A 19,817-nucleotide genomic window follows, 5' to 3' on the forward strand; every position below is an offset into this window, starting at 1 on the left:
ACGGGGAGGCGGATCTGGCCAGAGTTTTCACTGATTCCGGTTTGTGAATTCCATATATCGGTACATCCGTATGGTTCGAAACCGGCTGTCTCTACCTCAGGACGCCCTCGATGAAGTCGGGTCCGATCCGGGCAACCGCCCCCAGATCCAACTGGTGCTGCGCATATCGGCCCTGACGGCGCGTATGCAGCAGACCTGCCTTCTTCAGGGCCGAAAGGTGACGGGACACCTCCGGAGGGGTGATGCCGTGCACCCGCGCCAGCTCGCTCGTCGTGTACGGCGCCCGGGCCAGACTCCGGCACAGCATCATCCGCATGGGGTGCGCCAGTGCCTCCATTCGGCGGCGGAGCGTCTCGACCGAGCCCGGGGAGGGCAGTTCGGGCCGGCGCACCGGGTAGTGCACGACCGGCCGCCAGCCCGGGGCGTGCAGCACGAGCAGGTGCGGCCAGCCGAAGTGCGTCGGGACGAACACCAGTCCGGGGCCTATCCGGGGATCGGTCGCGGTCGCGGTGCCGTGCACCATCTTGTCCGCGGTGATGACGGTCCGCTCCGGATCGACGCTCAGGGCACCGGAGACCTCCTCCAGCGCGGCCGCCAGCCCCCTGCGGCGCAGCACCTCCGCCTTGTGCCGCGCGTCCGCGGCCTGCTCCGGCCCCACCCGGCGCCACGTCTGCGCGAAGAACGCCTCGTCGCAGTCCTCCAGCAGCCGCCGCAGCCACACCCGTACGGACGCGGTGTCGTCCAGCAGCCGCAGCGAGAACTCCAGCCGGCCGGGCCCGCGCGCCGCGGCCGTCTCCAGCACCCTGGCCCGCGCCCCCGCGTCGGTCAGCGGGGACGGCCCGCCGCCCTCGTTGTACAGCGCCAGCCAGCAGTGCTCCAGGGCGGCCGTCACGAACCGCTCGTCGTCCAGCCGGTCGAGGACGTCGAGCTCCTCCGCGAGCGTCCCCGCGGGCAGGCCGCTGCCGCCGGGGATCCCCGCGAAGGCCATGAATATGTCGGAGAAGGAGCTGCGCCACATGAAGTCGCCCTCCAGCAGCCGGTCCGCGACGCACGGGTCGAGGCAGGCGGCCGTGGCGGCCGTCCAGGAGGCCAGCTCCGGGTGGTGGGCGGGCTGGGACAGCGCGTGCAGGGCCATGCACAGCTCGGCGAGCGGGGAGGGCGCGAACGCGATGCGCTCGTCGGGGAGCCCGGCGATGTCGATGGTGACGCTCATCGGGCCATTCTGGCCGTACGGACCCTCCTGACCAGGCACGACCCGGTCGATTGACGGCGGTTGCCAATCGTCGTGCGGTTCGGCCCGGACGGGTCCAGGGTGGAGGGATGACAGCGATCGAGCAGTACCTCATCGACACGTACCGGGCGGCCCAGCGCCAGGAGGCCCCGCCCCCGCCGCCGGGCCGCCACGACGTCGCCGCCGTGCGCGCGGCCCGTACGTACGCCCGGTTCCAGGCGGTCGTCGACGGCCGCGCGGCGGAACACCCCTGGCGTGCGGCCGTCCGCCGCCTGCTGACCCGCCCGCGGCCCTGCTAGGAGCGGGGGCCGCGGGCCGGCCGGTCAGCCGAAGTTCGGGGCGTTGCGCTCGTAGACCAGGCGCAGCCCCACCAGAGTGAGCCACGGCTGGTGGTCGTCGATCACCGAGGACTCGCCCAGCACCATCGGCGCCAGGCCGCCGGTCGCGATCACGCGCACGTCGTCCGGGTCGCCGTGCGGGCCGGCCAGCTCGCGCGCCATCCGGGTCACGACCCCGTCCACCTGGCCCGCGAACCCGTACACCACGCCCGACTGCATCGCCTCGACGGTGGACTTGCCGATCACGTGCCGCGGCCGGGCCAGCTCGATCTTGCGGAGCTGCGCGCCGCGCACGCCGAGCGCCTCCATCGAGATCTCGATACCGGGGGCGATCACCCCGCCCACGTACTCGCCGCGGGCGGACACCGCGTCGAAGGTGGTCGCGGTGCCGAAGTCCACCACGATCGCGGGGCCGCCGTAGAGCTCGACGGCCGCGACCGCGTTGATGATGCGGTCCGCGCCGACCTCCTTGGGGTTGTCCATCAGGATCGGCACGCCCGTCTTGATGCCGGGCTCGACCAGCACCGCCGGGACGTCGCCGTAGTAGCGGCGGGTCACCTCGCGCAGCTCGTGCAGCACCGACGGCACCGTCGAGCAGATCGCGATGCCGTGGATGCCGTCGCCGAGCTCGCTGCCCAGCATCGGGTGCGTGCCCATCAGGCCCTGCATCAGGACGGCCATCTCGTCGGCCGTGCGGCGCGGGTCCGTGGAGATCCGCCAGTGCTCGACGATCTCCTCCCCGTCGAAGAGGCCGAGCACCGTGTGGGTGTTGCCCACGTCGATGGTGAGCAGCACCGGTTACACCGCCTCGCGCAGGTCGAGGCCGATGTCGAGGATGGGCGAGGAGTGGGTCAGCGCGCCCACCGCGAGGTAGTCGACGCCCGTCTCCGCGTACGCGCGGGCCGTGTCCAGGGTGAGCCGGCCGGAGGACTCCAGGACGGCCCGCCCGGCCACCAGCGCGACGGCCTCCTCGGTTTCCGGCACCGTGAAGTTGTCCAGCAGGATCAGGTCGGCGCCCGCGTCGAGGACCTCGCGGACCTGGTGCATCGTGTCGACCTCGACCTCGATCGGCACCTCCGGGAACGCCTCGCGCACGGCCCGGAACGCCTCCGCGACGCCGCCCGCGGCGACGACGTGGTTGTCCTTGACCAGCGCGGCGTCCGACAGGGACATGCGGTGGTTGACGCCGCCGCCGCAGCGGACCGCGTACTTCTCCAGGGAGCGCAGGCCCGGCGTCGTCTTGCGGGTGTCGCGGACCTTCGCCTGCGTACCCTCCAGGACGTCCGCCCAGCGGCGGGTGGCCGTCGCGATGCCGGACAGCCGGCACACGATGTTCAGGGCGCTGCGCTCGGCCGTCAGCAGGTCCCGGGTGCGGGCCCGCACCGACAGCAGCACGTCGCCCTTCTGCACCGCGTCGCCGTCCTCGGCGTGCCGCTCGACCTCGAAGGACTCGGTGCAGACGACCGAGAAGACGGCCTCGGCGATCCGCAGGCCCGCCACGACGCCGTCCTCGCGGGCGACGAAGTCGGCCACGGCCTCGGCGTCCTCGGGCACGGTCGCGACCGTGGTGACGTCCTCGCCGCCGTCGAGGTCCTCGGCCAGCGCCATGTGGGCGATGTCCTCGACTTCGACCGGGTCCAGCCCGGCCTCGGCCAGCAGCCGGGCGAGCGCCGGGTCCAGGCCGCTCTCCTCGCCGTCGGCGCAGCCGCAGCCGTCGCCGCAGCCGCCTTCGTTCTGCTCGATCAGGGGGAGTTCGGGGGTGCTCACGTTGACTGCTCCTGGCTCAGGGGGTGCTGTACGGACGGGAAGTCCGCGGAGTCGGTGGTGGTGACGACCAGGGCCCGCTTCTCGGTGGCGGACAGCCTGACGACGAGGTGGCGGCGCCAGGCGGCGTCGTCGCGCTCGGGGAAGTCCTCGCGCCAGTGGCAGCCGCGGGTCTCCTCGCGCCGCAGCGCGGCGGCGACCAGGACCCGGGCCACGCACAGCAGGTTCGTGGCCTCCCACGTCTCGGTCCCCGGCACGGCGGTCTTGCCGTCGGCCTCCTGGGCCGACAGCGCGGTCGCGTACAGGTCCTCCAGGGCGGCGGCGGCCCGGCGCAGCGACTCGGCGGAGCGGAGCACGCCCGCCCCCTCGGTCATGATGCGCTGGACCTCCTGGCGCGCCTCTGCGGGCTGGAGCGGGCCGGTGGAGGGCACCGGGATGCCCGGGCCGGTGCCGGCGGGCTGCGTGCGGGCGATGTCCTCGGCGATCCGCTCGGCGAAGACCAGGCCCTCCAGCAGCGAGTTCGACGCCAGCCGGTTCGCGCCGTGGACGCCGGTGCAGGCGACCTCGCCGCACGCGTACAGGCCGGGCACGGTGGTGCGGCCCTGCAGGTCGGTGCGGACGCCGCCGGAGGCGTAGTGCGCGGCGGGCGCGACCGGGATCGGCTCCGTGACCGGGTCGATGCCGTGCGCGCGGCAGGCGGCGAGGATCGTCGGGAAGCGCTGCTCCCACATCTCGGCGCCGAAGTGCCGGGCGTCCAGGTACATGTGCTGCGCGCCCTGCTCCTGCATGCGGCGCATGATGCCCTTGGCGACGATGTCGCGGGGCGCGAGCTCGGCCAGCTCGTGCGCGCCGACCATGAAGCGGACGCCGTCGGCGTCGACGAGGTGCGCGCCCTCGCCGCGGACCGCCTCCGACACGAGCGGCTGCTGCCCCTCCGCGTCGGGCCCGAGGAAGAGCACGGTCGGGTGGAACTGGACGAACTCCAGGTCGGAGACCTCGGCCCCGGCGCGCAGCGCGAGCGCGACGCCGTCGCCGGTGGACACCGACGGGTTGGTGGTCGCCGAGAACACCTGGCCCATGCCGCCGGTCGCGAGGATCACGGCGGGCGCGTGGACGGCGCCGACGCCGTCGTGCTGGCCCTCGCCCATGACGTGCAGGGTGACGCCGGCGGTGCGGCCCCCGGCGTCCTGGAGCAGGTCCAGGACCAGGGCGTTCTCCACGGTGCGGATCCCCGCGGCGTGGACGGCCTCGACGAGTGCCCGGGAGATCTCGGCGCCCGTGGCGTCGCCCCCGGCGTGTGCGATGCGGCGCCGGTGGTGGCCGCCCTCGCGGGTCAGCTCGATCTCGCCGGTCTCGGCGGACGTGTCGAAGCGGGCCCCGGAGGCGATCAGGCGCCGCACGGCGTCCGGCCCCTCGGTGACCAGCAGCCGCACCGCGTCCCCGTCGCACAGCCCGGCGCCCGCGACGAGGGTGTCGTCCAGGTGCTGCTCGGGGGTGTCGCCCTCGCCGAGGGCGGCCGCGATGCCGCCCTGGGCCCACCGGGTGGAGCCGTCGTCCAGCCGGGCCTTGGTGACGACGACGGTGCTGCGGCCCGCGGCTGCGCAGCGCAGGGCGGCGGTCAGGCCGGCCACGCCGGAGCCGACGACCACGACGTCGGCGTCGAGGGCCCAGCCGGGTGCGGGCGCGTGCAGCCGTATGCCGGTGCCGGCGGAGGCTGCGCCAGGGGTGCTCACGAGTGTGCTCCGAACTCCAATGGGATGTTGTCGATCAGCCGGGTGGCGCCGACCTTTGCGGCGACGGCCAGCACGGCCCGCCCGGTGAAGTCCGGGCCGACGTCGGTGAAGTCCTCCGGATCCACCAGGGCCAGGTAGTCCAGCACCAGCGGCGGGTCGAGCCGCCCGGCCTCCTCCAGTACGTGCAGCGAGGCGGCGCGCACGGCGTCTGGCAGGCCCGTCCCCGCGGCGGACACGGCGTGCGCGTCGGCGGAGGCCCGGATCTCCCCGAGCCGGGCGAGGGCGGTGGCCCGCTCGTCGCTGGCGGGGGAGGCCTCGGCGCGGGCGCGCAGCGCGGCCTGCGCGGCGAGCCGGTCGCGGCCCGCGAACAGGGCCCGGGACAGGGCGAGGGCGGTGCGCCGCTCCGCCGTGTTCAGGTAGCGGTTGCGGGAGGACAGGGCGAGCCCGTCGTCCTCGCGGACGGTCGGTACGCCGACGATCTCGACGGGGAAGTTCAGATCGGTCGCCATCCGCCGGATCAGGGCGAGCTGCTGGGCGTCCTTCTGGCCGAAGAGGGCCAGGTCGGGGCGGGTGAGGTGGAGCAGCTTGGCGACGACGGTGAGCATCCCGTCGAAGTGCCCGGGCCGGGTGGCGCCCTCAAGCCGCCCGCCCATGGGCCCGGAGCTGATCCGGACCTGCGGCGCGCCGCCGGGGTAGACCTCCTCGACGGCCGGGGCGAACACGGCGTCGGCGCCGGCCTCCCGGGCCAGGGCGAGGTCGGCGTCGAGGGTGCGCGGGTAGCGGTCGAGGTCCTCGTTCGCGCCGAACTGGAGCGGGTTGACGAAGACGGTGACGACGACCTGCCCCTCGGGCCCGGCCTGCTCGCGCGCGGTGCGGACCAGGGTCGCGTGCCCCTCGTGGAGGGCGCCCATGGTCATGACGACGGCCCGCGGGCCGGAGCCCGCCCGCGGCAGCTTGGCCAGCTCCTCGGCGGTGTCGATCAGCAGCAGGTCGCGGCTCACCGGCCGTCGCTCCCTTCGGCGCCGCCCGCGGCGTCGGCGCTGTCTGCGAGGACCCCCAGGAGGTCCTCGGCGAGTTCGGGCTTGAGCAGTCCGTGCGCCAGCGCGCGGTCGGCCGTCGTACGGGCCATCGCCAGGTATCCGGAGACCGTGCCCGGAGCGTGCTTGCGCAGCTCCGACACGTGCGCGGCGACCGTGCCGGCGTCACCCCGGGCCACCGGCCCGGTCAGCGCGGCGTCGCCCGAGCGCAGGGCGTTGTCCAGGGCGGCGCCCAGCAGCGGGCCGAGCATCCGGTCCGGGTGCTCCACGCCGGCCTTGCGCAGCAGCTCCATGGCCTGCGCGACCAGCGTGACGAGGTGGTTGGCGCCGAGGGCCAGGCCCGCGTGGTACAGCGGGCGGGCCTCCTCCGCGATCCACTCCGGCTCGCCGCCCATCTCGATGACCAGCGCCTGCGCGGCGAGCCGCAGCTCCTCGGGGGCGGTGACGCCGAAGGAGCAGCCGGCGAGCCGCTGCACGTCGACCTCGGTGCCGGTGAAGGTCATCGCCGGGTGCAGCGCCAGCGGGAGCGCGCCCGCACGGCGGGCCGGGTCCAGGACGGAGGCCCCGTACCGGCCCGAGGTGTGCACGAGGAGCTGCCCGGGCCGGACGGCGCCGGTCTCGGAGAGGCCCTGCACCAGCCCGGGCAGGGCGTCGTCGGGGACGGTCAGCAGCACCAGGTCGGCCAGCTCCAGCACCCGCGCGGGCGGGACGAGCGGCACGCCGGGCAGCATCCGCTCCGCGCGGCGGCGGGAGGCGTCGGAGACGCCGGAGACGGCGACGGGCCGGTGGCCGGCCAGCCGGAGGGCGCAGGCCAGCGCGGGGCCGACCCGGCCGGCCCCGACGACGCCGACGGACAGCCGGGCGGGCCGGGCGGACGGATCCGGGGGTTCCGTCGGATGGGGTGCGTTCACGCGGGAAGGGCCTTCCGTTCCAGTCCGCGGGGGTACCGGACGATACGCCGCCATGCTAGCCCCTGGCCGCCGGGCGCGATCAGCGATGATCTGGGCCATGACGGATGACATCGAGCGGGCGAACCGGCTGGTGGCGGCCGCCCGCACCGCGCGGCGCACGCTGTGGCGCGGCGCGGGCGAGGCCACGGTCGGCGAGCTGCTCGCCGACCTGGCCGCCCCGGACCCCGACGAGCCGGCGGACCTGTACGGCGACGGGGTCGTCGCCCGCCTGGAGGAGCGCGTGGCGCAGCTGCTCGGCATGGAGGCCGCCGCCTTCTTCCCCTCCGGGACCATGGCCCAGCAGGTCGCCCTGCGCTGCTGGGCCGGCCGCACCGGCAGCCCGGTCGTGGCCCTGCACCCGATGAGCCACCCCGAGGTGTGGGAGGGCGGCGCCCTGTCGCTGGTCTCGGGGCTGCGCACGGTCCACCCGACGCGGGAGCCGCGCCAGCCGACCGCCGAGGAGGTCGCCGGGCTCGCGGAGCCGTTCGGGACGCTGGTGCTGGAGCTGCCGCTGCGCGACGCCGGCTTCCTGCTGCCGTCCTGGGAGGAGCTCGAAGAGCTCGTCGGCGCGGCCCGGGAGCGGGACGCGGTCGTCCACTTCGACGGGGCCCGGCTGTGGGAGTCCACCGTCCGCTTCGGCCGCCCGCTGCCCGAGATCGCCGGACTCGCCGACTCCGTCTACGTCTCCTTCTACAAGTCGCTGGGCGGCCTCAGCGGGGCCGCCCTCGCCGGGCCGGCCGCGCTGGTGGAGGAGGCCCGGGTGTGGCGCCACCGCTACGGCGGCCAGGTCTTCCGCCAGTTCCCGCAGGCCCTGTCGGCGCTGGCCGGACTGGAGCGGGAGCTGCCCCGGCTGCCGTTGTACGTCGCCCACGCGCGGACCGTCGCCAAGGCCCTGCGGGAGGGCTTCGCCGCCGCCGGGACGCCCTGGTTCCGGATCCATCCGGAGGAGCCGCACACCCACCAGTTCCAGGTGTGGCTGCCGTACGCGGCGGACCTCCTGACCGAGGCGGGGATCCGGCTCGCGGAGGAGACCGGCACGATGCTGTTCCGCAGCTGGTCGCCGGGGCCCGTGCCCGGTCTGTCCGTGACGGAGGCGGAGGTGGGCGCGCCCGGCCTGGAGTGGAGCGCCGAGGACGTCGTCCGCGCCGTGGAATCCTTCGCCACCCGCCTGGAACCGGCCACGACGCACCGAATTCGGCCGAAGTAGCCGAACGGGGCCCGCCCCGGAGTTACCGTCCCACCACGGGAAGCACCAGCCCGTCCCTCGGAGGAGAGACCACATGACCGCTCACCCCGCCTGGCAGAAGTCCTCGTACTGCGGCGACGGAGATGCCTGCGTCTACGTGTCCGCCGCCCCCGGCCACCTCGTGCGCGTCGCCGACCTGAGCGACCCGGCGCACCTCGTCCTGGCCACCACGCAGGCCGCGTGGGCCGACTTCCTGCGGGCCGTCAAGGAGCACGGCTGACGCAGGCCGGCCGCCGCGGGTCCCCCGGGCGCCGCCCGGCCGCCGCGCCGCAAACGCGACGATCAGGGGATTTTGTCCGATTAGCGCGTATCTTCGGCCCATGCCCACGCCCTACGGAACCCGCGGCGGCATGGCGTTCAGCGCCGCCGAGCTGCGCGTGCTCAGGCGCACGCTCGCCCGTGCCCTCCAGCCCTCACCGGCCCCGCCGACGGCCGCCGAGGTCCAGGACTGCCTGCACCTCGCCCAGGCGGTGGACGACGCGGCCCGGGAGGCGGGCCGGCTCAGAGCGTTCCTCCTCGCCGACCTCGACCGCTACCGCAGAGCCCTCCCCGGCAGCCGCTCCGGCTACCTGGGACTCCTCGCGGACGCCCTCGCCGCCGGCTGCGAGCCGCTCCCCGAGGACCTGGACGCCCTGCGCGGCCTGCGCCCGCACCCGGCCGCCGAGGCGCTGCTGGAGCGGATCCGCACCGCGGCCGAGCACCCCCTGCCCCGCCGCAGGCCGGTCGTCGGCCCGCCGCGCACCCGGCTGCTGGCACTGGCCGGCGGCCGGGAGGGCGGCCAGGAGCCGCCGCCGCGGCCCAAGCCCGGCCCGAAGGAGCCGGCCCGGCCCCAGCGGCCCGCGGAGCGGCCGGGCGAGCGGCCCGCGCAGCGGCCCGTACCGACCCCGGGCGAGGTGTTCCCGCCGCGCCGCAGGCCGACCCCGCCCCCGGCGGCGGACCTGGCCGCCGGGTAGCTACGCTGGGGGGCATGGACTACGTTTCCGCGCTCCTTCCCCCCGTCGTCATGGCCGCGTTCTTCATCGCCCTCATCGTGACGATCGTGAAGAGCCAGGGCGGCGCCAACAAGGCGAAGGAGGACGCGGCCGTCGACGCCGCGCTCGCCCGCGCCGAGTCCGCCCGGCAGTCGCAGCCCTGACGGGCCGAGCACGACCCGGGCGTACGGCCTTCCGGCCGTGCGCCCGATTTTTGTGCCCCTTTCCGCGCGCAATTCCGTACATTCCGCACTATCGTGCAGGTGTGCCCCGGCCCTTGGGAGAACTCGAAGACGCCGTCATGACGCGGGTGTGGCAGTGGAACCGCCCCGTCACGGTGAGGGAAGTCCTGGAGGACCTCCAGCAGGAGCGGTCCATCGCCTACACCACGGTCATGACCGTGATGGACAACCTCCACCAGAAGGGCTGGGTCCGCCGCGAGGCCGAGGGCCGCGCCTACCGCTACACGGCCGTCTCCACCCGGGCCGCCTACTCCGCCGCCCTGATGAACGAGGCCTGGTCGACCAGCGACAGCCCGGCCGCCGCCCTGGTCGCCTTCTTCGGCATGATGTCCGCCGAGCAGCGCGAGGCCCTCCGCGACGCCATCCGCATCGTCCAGCACGACGACGAGGCGGCCGCCGAACCGGCCCCGCAGGCCCCGGCCGCCGCCGAGCCGCCCCCGCAGGAGCCGCCGGCCGCGGAGGGCTCCGCCGGGCAGGCCGCGGCACCGGGGCGATAGCGTCCGGCCATGGCCGACATTTCCGCTGCCCCCGCAGAAACGGTGACGATCCGCCGTGCCCGCACCCGCGATGTCCGCGCACTGCGCAGACTGCTGGACCAGTACGTGCACCAGCGGATCCTCCTCGACAAAGCCCCCGTCGTCCTTTACGAGGACATCCAGGAGTTCTGGGTGGCCGAACGGGACTCCGACGGCGTGGTCGTCGGCTGCGGCGCTCTCCACGTCATGTGGGAGGACCTCGCCGAAGTCCGCACTCTCGCCGTCGACCGCGACGTGAAGGGGGGCGGTGTCGGCCACCTCCTGCTCGTGCAGTTGTTGGAGACCGCCCGCGCCCTCGGCGTCAGCCGGGTTTTCTGCCTCACCTTCGAAGTGGACTTCTTCGCGAAGCACGGCTTCGTCGAGATCGGGGAGACCCCGGTCGAGACCGATGTCTACATGGAGCTCCTCCGTTCCTATGACGAGGGCGTCGCCGAGTTCCTCGGTCTCGAACGGGTGAAGCCGAACACGTTGGGCAACAGCCGCATGCTTCTGCGTCTCTGATCGATCACGGCGGCTTTTCCCGGGGTCCGCGCACCTGTGGCCTATGTCCGAATCGCGCACGTTTCCCTCCCCGTTGCGGTCCTGAACCTCTCCCCGGGGGTTTGTGTTTTCCCCGGAAAAGCGGTTTCCTTTCCGCGTACTGCTTTTCGATGAAAGGAAATCCGGTGGCACAGAAGGTTCAGGTCCTTCTTGTCGACGACCTCGACGGTGGCGAGGCGGACGAGACCGTGACGTTCGCTCTGGATGGCAAGACCTACGAGATCGACCTCACCACCGCCAACGCGGAAAAGCTCCGTGGTCTGCTCGAGCCGTACACCAAGAGCGGGCGCCGCACCGGCGGCCGTGCCGCAGCCGGCCGCGCCAAGGGCCGCGCCGCCTCCGGCTCCGGACACCCGGACACCGCCGAGATCCGCGCGTGGGCCAAGGCCCAGGGGATGAACGTCAACGACCGCGGGCGCGTCCCGGCCGAGATCCGCGAGGCCTACGAGAACGCCAAGGGCTGACCGCTCAGCGGCGTGCGCCGCCGCAGCCGCGCCCGGTGGCACTCCGTCGCCGCCGCGGCTACCAGGCGCACGAGATCGGGCCGCTCCGCGGCCCCGCCGCCCCGCCCGGGACCGGGCAGGGCGGGCAGCAGGGCCTCGCACCCCGGTCCGGGGGGCCGCAGCCACACGGCGGCCCCCCGGAGGCTTCCCCGCGGCCACCGCCCCGGTGGGACCGGGGCGGTGAAGGCACCGCCCCCACCCAGGGCGGTGAGGTCCAGGGCGACCCCGCCCCACTCCAGCCAGTCCAGCAGCCCGCCCAGCTCGTCTGCGCTCCCCGCGGCCAGCAGGAAGCGCATCCGGCCGCCCTCCAGGGCGACGGGACCCGTCGGCACGGTCCGCCGCAGCAGCTCCGCCCCCGCATCGGACGGCAGCTCCAGGGCGTCGAACCGGATCCCGGTGGGCAGTGCGCCGGGCGGGCCGCCCACCACGGGCCAGCCGAGGACGTCCTCGTACCAGGAGTCGAATCCGGCGTCCGGGGCGGAGCGGGGCGGCGGAACGGTGAAGGCCATGCCCGGAGCAACTCCGGGAGGCCCGCCGGGTTACGCTGGGCGTCCCGACAGGTGCGGAACGTAAAGCCCGCCGCCGGCGGAGTCCCGCATTCGGGACGGAATCGTGTTCGCCCGTAGCGGAGGGACGCGGTGCCGCGGGCATGGAGTGTCAGTGTGCACGGGTAAGACATTCCTAGTGGATCGGGGCGACACGCTGATTTGAGCGGTTCCGTTCGCCATCGGCGTACACGTGTGACGGGTATCTGCCTGGCCTGCGGGAACATCGTCTCGCACCATCGGGTTGGAGCAGTTGTCGGCTGTTGGAGCCGGTTTTCCCCAGGACACGGGGGTGAGCCGCGGACGGATGTCGGCAGTTGGAATGAGCTGTCCCGCCCCGCGGGACTAGCATGCGGAAGGACAGGGCGGGGACCGACCCCGAACTGCCCGACCGCTCTGAGGAGCGATAAACGATGTTCGAGAGGTTCACCGACCGCGCGCGGCGGGTTGTCGTCCTGGCTCAGGAAGAAGCCCGGATGCTCAACCACAACTACATCGGCACCGAGCACATCCTCCTGGGCTTGATCCACGAGGGTGAGGGTGTCGCCGCTAAGGCCCTGGAGAGCCTCGGGATTTCGCTCGAGGCTGTTCGCCAGCAGGTTGAGGAGATCATCGGCCAGGGCCAGCAGGCCCCGTCCGGGCACATCCCCTTCACCCCGCGGGCGAAGAAGGTCCTGGAGCTTTCGCTCCGAGAGGCCCTCCAGCTCGGCCACAACTACATCGGCACCGAGCACATCCTGCTCGGCCTGATCCGCGAGGGCGAGGGCGTCGCCGCCCAGGTCCTGGTGAAGCTGGGCGCCGATCTCAACCGGGTCCGTCAGCAGGTCATCCAGCTGCTCTCGGGCTACTCCGGCGGAGGCAAGGAGTCGGCCACCGCAGGCGGCCCGGCCGAGGGCACCCCCTCGACCTCGCTCGTCCTGGACCAGTTCGGCCGCAACCTCACCCAGGCGGCCCGCGAATCCAAGCTCGACCCGGTCATCGGGCGCGAGAAGGAGATCGAGCGGGTCATGCAGGTGCTGTCCCGCCGCACCAAGAACAACCCGGTCCTCATCGGCGAGCCCGGCGTCGGCAAGACCGCCGTCGTCGAGGGCCTGGCGCAGGCCATCGTCAAGGGCGAGGTGCCCGAGACCCTCAAGGACAAGCACCTCTACACCCTGGACCTGGGCGCCCTGGTCGCGGGCTCCCGCTACCGCGGCGACTTCGAGGAGCGCCTGAAGAAGGTCCTCAAGGAGATCCGCACCCGCGGCGACATCATCCTGTTCATCGACGAGCTCCACACGCTCGTCGGTGCGGGCGCCGCCGAGGGCGCGATCGACGCCGCCAGCATCCTCAAGCCCATGCTGGCCCGCGGTGAGCTCCAGACCATCGGCGCCACCACGCTGGACGAGTACCGCAAGCACCTGGAGAAGGACGCGGCCCTGGAGCGCCGCTTCCAGCCGATCCAGGTGGCGGAGCCCTCGCTCCCGCACACCATCGAGATCCTCAAGGGCCTGCGCGACCGCTACGAGGCCCACCACCGCGTCTCCATCACGGACGAGGCCCTCGTGCAGGCGGCCACCCTGGCCGACCGCTACATCTCCGACCGCTTCCTGCCGGACAAGGCGATCGACCTGATCGACGAGGCCGGCTCCCGGATGCGCATCCGCCGGATGACCGCACCGCCGGACCTCCGCGAGTTCGACGAGAAGATCGCGGGTGTCCGCCGGGACAAGGAGTCGGCGATCGACTCGCAGGACTTCGAGAAGGCGGCCTCCCTCCGCGACAAGGAGAAGCAGCTCCTCGCCGCGAAGGCCAAGCGCGAGAAGGAGTGGAAGGCCGGCGACATGGACGTCGTCGCCGAGGTCGACGGCGAGCTCATCGCCGAGGTCCTCGCGACCGCGACCGGCATTCCCGTCTTCAAGCTGACCGAGGAGGAGTCCTCGCGCCTGCTGCGCATGGAGGACGAGCTCCACAAGCGCGTCATCGGGCAGAAGGACGCCATCAAGGCGCTCTCCCAGGCGATCCGCCGCACCCGTGCGGGTCTGAAGGACCCGAAGCGCCCCGGCGGCTCGTTCATCTTCGCCGGCCCGTCCGGTGTCGGTAAGACCGAGCTGTCGAAGACGCTCGCCGAATTCCTCTTCGGCGACGAGGACGCGCTGATCTCCCTCGACATGTCGGAGTTCAGCGAGAAGCACACGGTTTCCCGCCTCTTCGGTTCGCCCCCCGGCTACGTGGGCTACGAAGAGGGCGGCCAGCTCACCGAGAAGGTGCGCCGCAAGCCGTTCTCCGTCGTCCTCTTCGACGAGGTCGAGAAGGCCCACCCGGATATCTTCAATTCCCTTCTCCAGATCCTGGAGGACGGTCGCCTGACCGACTCCCAGGGCCGGGTCGTGGACTTCAAGAACACGGTCATCATCATGACCACCAACCTGGGCACCCGGGACATCTCGAAGGGCTTCAACCTGGGCTTCGCCGCCACGGGCGACGTCAAGACCGGCTACGAGCGCATGAAGGCCAAGGTCAACGAGGAGCTGAAGCAGCACTTCCGCCCCGAGTTCCTGAACCGTGTCGACGACACGGTGGTCTTCCACCAGCTGTCGCAGGACGACATCATCCAGATCGTCGACCTGATGATCGCCAAGGTGGACGAGCGCCTGAAGGACCGCGACATGGGCATCGAGCTGAGCGGCGACGCGAAGCTCCTGCTCGCCAAGCGCGGCTACGACCCGATCCTGGGCGCCCGCCCGCTGCGCCGGACCATCCAGCGCGAGATCGAGGACATCCTGTCGGAGAAGATCCTCTTCGGCGAGCTGCGCCCGGGCCACATCGTGGTCGTCGGCAAGGAGGGTGAGGGCGAGGACGCCAAGTTCACCTTCCGCGGCGAGGAGAAGTCGGCCCTGCCGGACCTCCCCCCGATCGAGGCGACGGGCTCCGGCCCGGACCTGAGCAAGGGCGCGTGACCGCGCGGTCCGCACAGGCGGCCTGACGCACCAGGGGCGGCCCCGGAACCACTCGGTTCCGGGGCCGCCCCTTTGCGTCGGCGGCGCCCCCGCGGGCACTCTCCGGGCCGCGGAACCCGCCCCGCAGGGCCCGCAGGGGCCTCCGGCCGGTGACAAGGGGCACAGGGCAAAACGGACGTCCTATGACCTTTCGTAGATCCAGTGTCCGATTTGTCCCCACCCTGCCCCTGGCATCAGTGCTGGCAGCGGGCGGTCTACGGCCTGCGTCACACGACCCCCGGCTACGAGCCGGGGTAGTAAAAGGGACGTTTGGGGATGGCGTGGGGCGCGGGTTACCAATGAGGGGCAAGCCCGGCACCCGGTCGCACAGCGTGCCGGGCCGCCTGATGCCTGACTGCCCTTGTCCCCGGCCCCGGAGGTCTTTCATGTCCGCGAAGCGCGTCACCACCCCCCGTACCCGTCTCGCCATCGGCGCAACCGCCATCGGTGCGGCCCTGGCCCTGGGTGCCGGGACCGGCTCCGCGTTCGCCGACGAGGCCCCCACCAGCCTGACCGCCACCGCCGAGCTGGTCGCCGCGCAGGCGTCCGCCCAGGCCTCCGCCGCCGCCCAGGCCTCCGCCAAGGCCGGCGCCTGGCAGAAGCCGCTCTCCACCTACACGCTCAGCGCCACGTACGGCAAGGGCGGCAACCTGTGGTCGCGCAAGCACTCCGGCCAGGACTTCGCCGTCCCGGTGGGCACCCCGGTCAAGTCCGTCTCCGCCGGCGTCGTCGTCAAGGCCGGCCCCAACGGCGGCGGCGACGGCCCTGCCTACGGCAACGCCGTCGTGGTCAAGCACGCGGGCGGCACCTACTCGCAGTACGCGCACCTGTCCAAGATCCAGGTGAAGGTCGGCCAGAAGGTCGCGAAGGGCAAGCAGATCGCCCTCTCCGGCAACACCGGCAACTCGACCGGCCCGCACCTCCACTTCGAGATCCGGACCACCCCGAACTACGGCTCCTCCGTCAACCCGGTCGCCTTCCTGCGCGCCGCCGGCGTCACCCTCTGACCCGGAGCCCCTCCGAACGGCACGGCAGGCCCGGCGGGGATCCCCTCCGCCGGGCGGGCTCAGTAGAGCAGCCAGGCCCCGGTCGGCTCGACCGACGCATTCGCCTTGCCCGGCTTCAGCGTGTCGACCTGCGCCGCGGACAGCGCCTTGTCATAGGTCTGGATGCTGTCCATGGCCCCGTTCCACGCGGCCGTCCACTTGTCCTCGTGCCGGACCCGCGCCAGCTGGAGCGGCCCCTTCGCGTCGTGGATGCCGGGAACCGCCGCCTCGCCGGCCTTCTTCCCGTTCACGTACAGGGCGATCTGCTTGCGCTCCGCGTCGTACGTCGCGGTCAGCTCGGCGAAGGTCTTCTCCATCTTCGAGCTCTTGCCGCTGACGACGACGGTCGTGGCGTCCGCGCCCTGGTCCCCGGTCTGGACGCGGAACACCCAGGCCGGCTTCCCCTTCACCTGGTCCAGGCCCAGCGCGAACGACGACGACTTCTCGTTGCCCTGGCTGACGGCGATCTGCCGGCCCTTGGTGGAGCGGACCCAGACGCGGGCCGAGACGGTGAAGCTCTTGGACGTGTCGACGATCTGCTTCTCGGACTCCGCGTAGGAGTTCTCACCGCCCCTGGTGCGGATCTCGAAGCGCTTGTCGATCGGGAAGACGCCCGCGTCGGGGCCCATCTTCAGCGGCGCCTTGCCGGCGCGGTCCCGGATCTGCGTCGGGTCGTCCTTGACGGTGGGGCTGTTGTCCACGGGCTTCTTGCTCTTGGAGCCGCTCGGCGAGGGCGAGCCCGGCTCGGAGGCCGCCGGCCGGCCGTCCGCCTGCGGCTGCTCCCCGCCGTCCCCGCCGAGCAGCCAGAACGCGCCGCCGCCGGCGAGCAGCGCCAGCACGGTCGCGCCGCCGACGATCCCCCACGTCCTCTTCTTGCGCCGCTCGGACGCCGTGCGGTCGGCCAGCGCCTCCCAGTCGGGCTGCCCGGACTGCTGCGGGTAGAACGGCGCCGGTGCCGGGGCCTCGTGGACGGGCAGCCCGGCCGGCGGCCACTGCGCGGGCGGCATGGTCGGATTCTGCTGGAACGGCCCGCCGGGCGCTCCCGGCGCTCCGGGCGCTCCCGCTCCGGCCGGTGCGCCGGGGCCGTCCTGCCGGTACGGGTTCGGGGCGCCCGCCTGCGGGAAGCCGTAGCCGCCCTGCGGGGCGGCCCCGCCCGGCGGAGGGCCGAAGCCGCCGCCCGCCGCGGGCTGTCCGGGCGGGAAGCCGTAGCCGCCGCCGGGTGCCGGCGGGACCGGCGGGAACCCGTAGCCGCTGTTCCCCGGAGCGGGCTCGGGCTGCGGGGTGTTCGGGGGATGCTTGCCGTCGGTCATGCCAGGGATGCTAGAACACGCCGCCGTACAGGCGTACGACCCGGTCCCATCCCCCGTATGCCGCCGCTCACTCCGGCAGCCGGACGATCGGGAAGCTGCCCGTCGCCGTCGGCGCGTGCTCCGGCAGCCACAGGACGGCCACCGCACCCGCGGCGGACCCCTCCTGGTCCGAGCCGCCCGGGGCGGCCACGTTCCGGAACGTCAGCCGTGCGCCCAGCACACGCGCCTGCCCCTCCGCGATGGTCAGCCCCAGCCCGTGGCCCCCGCCGGCCCGGTCCGTCGACCCCGTGCGGAACCGGCTCGGGCCCTCCCGCAGCAGCGCCTCGGGGAAGCCGGGGCCGTGGTCGCGGACCCGGACCACCCGGCCCTCGACGTCGACCTGGACCGGCGGGCGCCCGTAACGGGCCGCGTTCGCCAGCAGGTTGCCGAGGATCCGCTCCAGGCGCCGCGGGTCGGTGCTGACGATCTCGTCCGCGACGATCCGGACGGTCGCCTCCGGCATCTGCGCCGCCACCCGGCGCCCCACGAACTCGCCCAGCGCCAGGTCCTGGAGCTCCGCCCGCTCGGACGCGCTGTCCAGCCGGGCCACCTCCAGGACGTCCTCGACGAGCGCCCGCATGGCCCGCGCCCGGTCCAGGACCAGCTCGGTCGGCCGGCCCGGCGGCAGCAGCTCCGCCGCCGTCAGCAGGCCCGTCACCGGGGTCCGCAGCTCGTGCGCGATGTCCGCGGTCACCCGCCGCTCGGCCTCCAGCCGCTGCTGGAGGGCGTCCGCCATGGCGTCGACCGCGCGCGCCAGGTCGTCGGTCTCGTCGCGGACGACGCCGCCGACGGCGTCCCGGACCCGCACGTCGGGGTCGCCGTGGGCGACGCGCTGCGCGGCGGCGGCGGCCTTCCGCAGCCGACGGGAGATCTGCCCGCCGATGAGCACGCCGAAGGCCGCGCCGGCGACGACGGCGGTCAGCGAGCCGACGACCAGCGCCCGGTCGAGGTCGCGCACCAGCTTGGCGCTGTCCTTGAAGGTGGTGTGCAGGGAGAGGACCTGGCCGTTGCCGAGCGGCACCGCCGCCCACACCTCGGGCAGGCCCCTGCGGGACTCCTGGATGTAGGTGCCGCGCCGACCCGACTTGGCCTTCTCCCGCAACTCCGCGGGCAGGTCGGGGTCGTTGAGCTTGGCGCCCATCGGCGGCTTGCGGCCGGCCTCGACGTTGCGGGCGATGAACTGGACGCGGTCGAGCTGCACCTCTCGGGCGCTGTCGAGCATCGAGGTCCGGGCGCCGCTGTGCACGACGAGGCTCAGGGCGACGACGACGAGCGCGGCGACGGCGGCGATGGCCGAGGCGATCTTCCAGCGGATGCCCGTGCGGAAGGTGAAGCGTCTCATCCCTTGAGCTTGTATCCGAAGCCGCGGACCGTTTCGATCCGGTCCTGCCCGATCTTGGTGCGCAGGCGCTGCACGTGGACGTCGACGACACGGGTGTCGCCGCCCCAGTCGTAGTCCCAGACCCGCTCCAGCAGCCGGTCCCGGGAGAGCACGGTGCCGGGCGCGGAGGAGAACTCCAGCAGCAGCCGCATCTCGGTCGGGGTGAGCGCCACCGGCGCGCCCGCCCTGCGGACCTCCATGCCCTCGGTGTCGACCTCCAGGTCCCCGAAGGCGAGGATCCCGTTCCCGGGCCCGCCGTCGCCGGGCCCGCCGGCCCCGTTCGGGCCGCCTGCGTGGCCGAAGCGGCGCAGGACGGCCCGGATCCTGGCGACGAGGACGGCGCCGTCGAACGGCTTGGTGACGTAGTCGTCCGCGCCGGCCTCCAGGCCGAGGACCACGTCGATGGAGTCGGCCCGCGCCGACAGCATGATCACGGGGACGGTGGACTCGTCGCGGATGCGGCGGCACAGGCTGACGCCGTCCATGCCGGGCACCATCACGTCCAGGAGGGCGATGTCGGGCCGGCAGGCCCGGAAGGACTCCAGGCCCGACAGGCCGTCGGGCATGGCGGTGACCGTGAACCCGTCGCGCTCCAGCGCCAGGGTGGTGGCCTCGCGGATGACGTCGTCGTCCTCCACGAACAGGACATGGGTCTCGGCCATGCGCACGCCTCGCCTCGGTATCTTCGCTTCGTCGGCGGGCCGCCCGGGCCCGGGTCCTGGGTCTGCCGGCGCCGGGTCGCCCCGGGTGCCGGCGCGGCGCCTCAGCCCTTCGGGCTGACCGCCGGGGCGGGCAGGGCCCCGCCGTCGATGTTGCTGTAGTCGGTGTGCACGCGGTCGTGCTCGGTGAACCTCTCCCCGTCCCAGCGGTAGGTGACCACGTCCTCGCCGGAGGGGTAGGCGAGCGGGTCGCTCTTGCCGTACACCGGCTTGGTGACGACCAGGTCGCCCCGGTCGATCTCCGCGTAGACGGGCGGCTGCTCGTCCGAGAACACATTCTCGTACCTGCCGTCCTCGGCCCGGTACACGTAGGAGCCGCGGCCCAGGGCGTCGGCGCAGGACAGCACGTTCACCACGATGTCGGCGGCCGGGCCGCCGGTGACCTTCCCGTAGCTGACGTCGACCGGGTACTCCTTGCCCGTGCAGGGCTTGAGGTCCCGCTTCACCTGCGGGTTGACCTTGGGGTCCGCCATCAGCAGGGCGACCGGGTCGACCTTCTGGTACGGCTTCCCCGACCCGCCCGGCGCACTCGGCGCGGTGCCCGCCGGGGCCGGCGGCGAGCCGCTCTTCGCGACGGTCTCCGTGCGGGCGGGGCCGCCGTCGCGCAGCCCCGTCCCCGCGGCCGAGCAGCCGACCGCGAACAGCACGGTGCCGACGAGGACGATCGTCCCCGCCGACATCAGTACCAGCGGCCCTCTGCCGCTCAGG

The 19,817-nt window shown here is 73.5% G+C and carries 21 protein-coding genes; 10 read left to right on the plus strand and 11 right to left on the minus strand.

Annotated elements, in window-relative coordinates; all coding sequences use genetic code 11:
* Positions 1-91: 91 nt before the first annotated feature.
* Positions 92-1,213, minus strand: a complete 1,122-nt coding sequence (locus C0216_RS01870; RefSeq protein ID WP_114053565.1) for a DUF5937 family protein — start codon at positions 1,211-1,213, stop codon at positions 92-94.
* A 107-nt stretch (positions 1,214-1,320) separates the two neighbouring features.
* On the opposite strand from C0216_RS01870, the gene C0216_RS01875 reads away from it, so the two are divergent.
* Positions 1,321-1,530 carry a hypothetical protein gene (locus C0216_RS01875; RefSeq protein WP_114053566.1) on the plus strand — a complete coding sequence of 70 codons (210 nt, stop codon included), beginning with the start codon at positions 1,321-1,323 and terminating at the stop codon, positions 1,528-1,530.
* A gap of 24 nt (positions 1,531-1,554) precedes the next feature.
* On the opposite strand, the gene C0216_RS01880 is transcribed toward C0216_RS01875, so the two are convergent.
* Genes C0216_RS01880 through C0216_RS01900 form a run of 5 tightly spaced genes read right to left on the minus strand, consistent with a single transcriptional unit; the run spans position 1,555 to position 7,014 of the window.
* Positions 1,555-2,364, minus strand: coding sequence for a type III pantothenate kinase (locus C0216_RS01880; protein ID WP_114053567.1), 810 nt, complete (start codon positions 2,362-2,364; stop codon positions 1,555-1,557).
* Between the two features lie 3 nt (positions 2,365-2,367).
* Positions 2,368-3,336 carry a carboxylating nicotinate-nucleotide diphosphorylase gene (gene nadC / locus C0216_RS01885; protein WP_114053568.1) on the minus strand — a complete coding sequence of 323 codons (969 nt, stop codon included), beginning with the start codon at positions 3,334-3,336 and terminating at the stop codon, positions 2,368-2,370.
* Complete coding sequence (locus C0216_RS01890) at positions 3,333-5,066, minus strand: L-aspartate oxidase (RefSeq protein WP_114053569.1); 1,734 nt, start codon at positions 5,064-5,066, stop codon at positions 3,333-3,335. The genes nadC and C0216_RS01890 overlap by 4 nt, the downstream gene beginning before the upstream one ends.
* Entirely contained in the window at positions 5,063-6,067 is a 1,005-nt protein-coding gene (panC, locus tag C0216_RS01895; protein WP_114053570.1) for a pantoate--beta-alanine ligase, read from the minus strand. The genes C0216_RS01890 and panC overlap by 4 nt, the downstream gene beginning before the upstream one ends.
* Entirely contained in the window at positions 6,064-7,014 is a 951-nt protein-coding gene (locus C0216_RS01900; RefSeq protein WP_114053571.1) for a Rossmann-like and DUF2520 domain-containing protein, read from the minus strand. Before C0216_RS01900 ends, panC begins: the two co-directional genes overlap by 4 nt.
* A 97-nt stretch (positions 7,015-7,111) precedes the next feature.
* Between C0216_RS01900 and C0216_RS01905 the strand changes: the two genes are divergently transcribed.
* From C0216_RS01905 to C0216_RS01930, 7 genes are all read left to right on the plus strand, one after another.
* On the plus strand, positions 7,112-8,260 hold the full coding sequence (locus tag C0216_RS01905) for a threonine aldolase family protein (RefSeq protein WP_114058393.1): 1,149 nt from the start codon (positions 7,112-7,114) through the stop codon (positions 8,258-8,260).
* Positions 8,261-8,333: 73 nt separating this feature from the next.
* Entirely contained in the window at positions 8,334-8,519 is a 186-nt protein-coding gene (locus C0216_RS01910; protein WP_114053572.1) for a DUF397 domain-containing protein, read from the plus strand.
* Positions 8,520-8,619: 100 nt separating this feature from the next.
* The gene (locus C0216_RS01915) at positions 8,620-9,252 is read left to right on the plus strand and encodes a hypothetical protein (protein WP_114053573.1); all 633 of its coding nucleotides are present in this window, start codon (positions 8,620-8,622) and stop codon (positions 9,250-9,252) included.
* 14 nt (positions 9,253-9,266) lie between these two features.
* Complete coding sequence (locus C0216_RS33800; RefSeq protein ID WP_174250333.1) at positions 9,267-9,434, plus strand: hypothetical protein; 168 nt, start codon at positions 9,267-9,269, stop codon at positions 9,432-9,434.
* A gap of 101 nt (positions 9,435-9,535) precedes the next feature.
* Entirely contained in the window at positions 9,536-10,009 is a 474-nt protein-coding gene (locus C0216_RS01920; protein ID WP_114053574.1) for a BlaI/MecI/CopY family transcriptional regulator, read from the plus strand.
* A gap of 9 nt (positions 10,010-10,018) precedes the next feature.
* On the plus strand, positions 10,019-10,549 hold the full coding sequence (locus tag C0216_RS01925) for an amino-acid N-acetyltransferase (protein ID WP_114053575.1): 531 nt from the start codon (positions 10,019-10,021) through the stop codon (positions 10,547-10,549).
* A gap of 164 nt (positions 10,550-10,713) precedes the next feature.
* The gene (locus C0216_RS01930) at positions 10,714-11,052 is read left to right on the plus strand and encodes a histone-like nucleoid-structuring protein Lsr2 (RefSeq protein ID WP_114053576.1); all 339 of its coding nucleotides are present in this window, start codon (positions 10,714-10,716) and stop codon (positions 11,050-11,052) included.
* On the opposite strand, the gene C0216_RS01935 is transcribed toward C0216_RS01930, so the two are convergent.
* A complete protein-coding gene (locus C0216_RS01935) occupies positions 11,031-11,600 on the minus strand; it encodes an SCO3374 family protein (RefSeq protein WP_114053577.1) in 570 nt (189 codons plus the stop codon). The two genes, C0216_RS01930 and C0216_RS01935, sit on opposite strands and share 22 nt — an antisense overlap.
* 449 nt (positions 11,601-12,049) lie before the next feature.
* On the opposite strand from C0216_RS01935, the gene C0216_RS01945 reads away from it, so the two are divergent.
* Together C0216_RS01945 and C0216_RS01950 are read left to right on the plus strand one after the other, a co-directional pair.
* Positions 12,050-14,575 (plus strand): ATP-dependent Clp protease ATP-binding subunit, encoded by a 2,526-nt coding sequence (locus tag C0216_RS01945; RefSeq protein ID WP_114053578.1) that lies wholly within the window; start codon positions 12,050-12,052, stop codon positions 14,573-14,575.
* Positions 14,576-15,000: 425 nt separating this feature from the next.
* On the plus strand, positions 15,001-15,621 hold the full coding sequence (locus C0216_RS01950) for a M23 family metallopeptidase (protein WP_114053579.1): 621 nt from the start codon (positions 15,001-15,003) through the stop codon (positions 15,619-15,621).
* A gap of 59 nt (positions 15,622-15,680) precedes the next feature.
* Here the strand turns inward: C0216_RS01950 and C0216_RS01955 are convergent, their stop codons facing one another.
* From C0216_RS01955 to C0216_RS01970, 4 genes are all read right to left on the minus strand, one after another.
* On the minus strand, positions 15,681-16,970 hold the full coding sequence (locus C0216_RS01955) for a LamG domain-containing protein (protein ID WP_162793099.1): 1,290 nt from the start codon (positions 16,968-16,970) through the stop codon (positions 15,681-15,683).
* A 67-nt stretch (positions 16,971-17,037) separates the two neighbouring features.
* Positions 17,038-18,351 carry a two-component system sensor histidine kinase CseC gene (cseC, locus tag C0216_RS01960; RefSeq protein ID WP_114053581.1) on the minus strand — a complete coding sequence of 438 codons (1,314 nt, stop codon included), beginning with the start codon at positions 18,349-18,351 and terminating at the stop codon, positions 17,038-17,040.
* Positions 18,348-19,052, minus strand: coding sequence for a two-component system response regulator CseB (cseB, locus tag C0216_RS01965; RefSeq protein ID WP_114053582.1), 705 nt, complete (start codon positions 19,050-19,052; stop codon positions 18,348-18,350). The genes cseC and cseB overlap by 4 nt, the downstream gene beginning before the upstream one ends.
* A 101-nt stretch (positions 19,053-19,153) precedes the next feature.
* Positions 19,154-19,789 carry a hypothetical protein gene (locus C0216_RS01970; RefSeq protein WP_114058394.1) on the minus strand — a complete coding sequence of 212 codons (636 nt, stop codon included), beginning with the start codon at positions 19,787-19,789 and terminating at the stop codon, positions 19,154-19,156.
* Positions 19,790-19,817: the final 28 nt, after the last annotated feature.

The organism is Streptomyces globosus (genome assembly GCF_003325375.1).
GTDB lineage: Bacteria > Actinomycetota > Actinomycetes > Streptomycetales > Streptomycetaceae > Streptomyces > Streptomyces globosus_A.